Raw genomic sequence first — 270 nt, 5'->3', positions numbered from 1 at the left:
CTGCATCCGCCGGCGCTTCGGGCAACGCTTCGCGCGGCGCGGCAAGTGACGCCGCTACCGGCGCCGCAAGCGCGCTCCCGCTCGACACTCAATCGACAGAACTGCGCAAGCAGGTCCACGATGCCGCTGCCTACATCCGCGGCCTCGCGCAAATGCGCGGGCGCAACGCCGATTGGGCCGAACGCGCGGTGCGCGAAGCGGTGAGCCTGAGCGCAAGCGACGCGCTCGCGCAACATGTCGTGGATCTGAACGCGCGCGATGTGCCGGATC

Annotated in this window: 1 pseudogene; it reads left to right on the top strand. The window is 70.0% G+C overall.

Features of this window, described 5'->3' with window-relative positions:
- Positions 1-270 (top strand): annotated as a pseudogene (locus R0J87_RS20765) (NfeD family protein); the annotation flags it as partial.

The organism is Halomonas sp. SIMBA_159, assembly GCF_046536035.1.
Lineage (GTDB): Bacteria > Pseudomonadota > Gammaproteobacteria > Pseudomonadales > Halomonadaceae > Vreelandella > Vreelandella venusta_A.
Note: the sequence above shows the minus strand (reverse complement) of the source record. Positions and strands in the feature narration are given on the sequence as shown.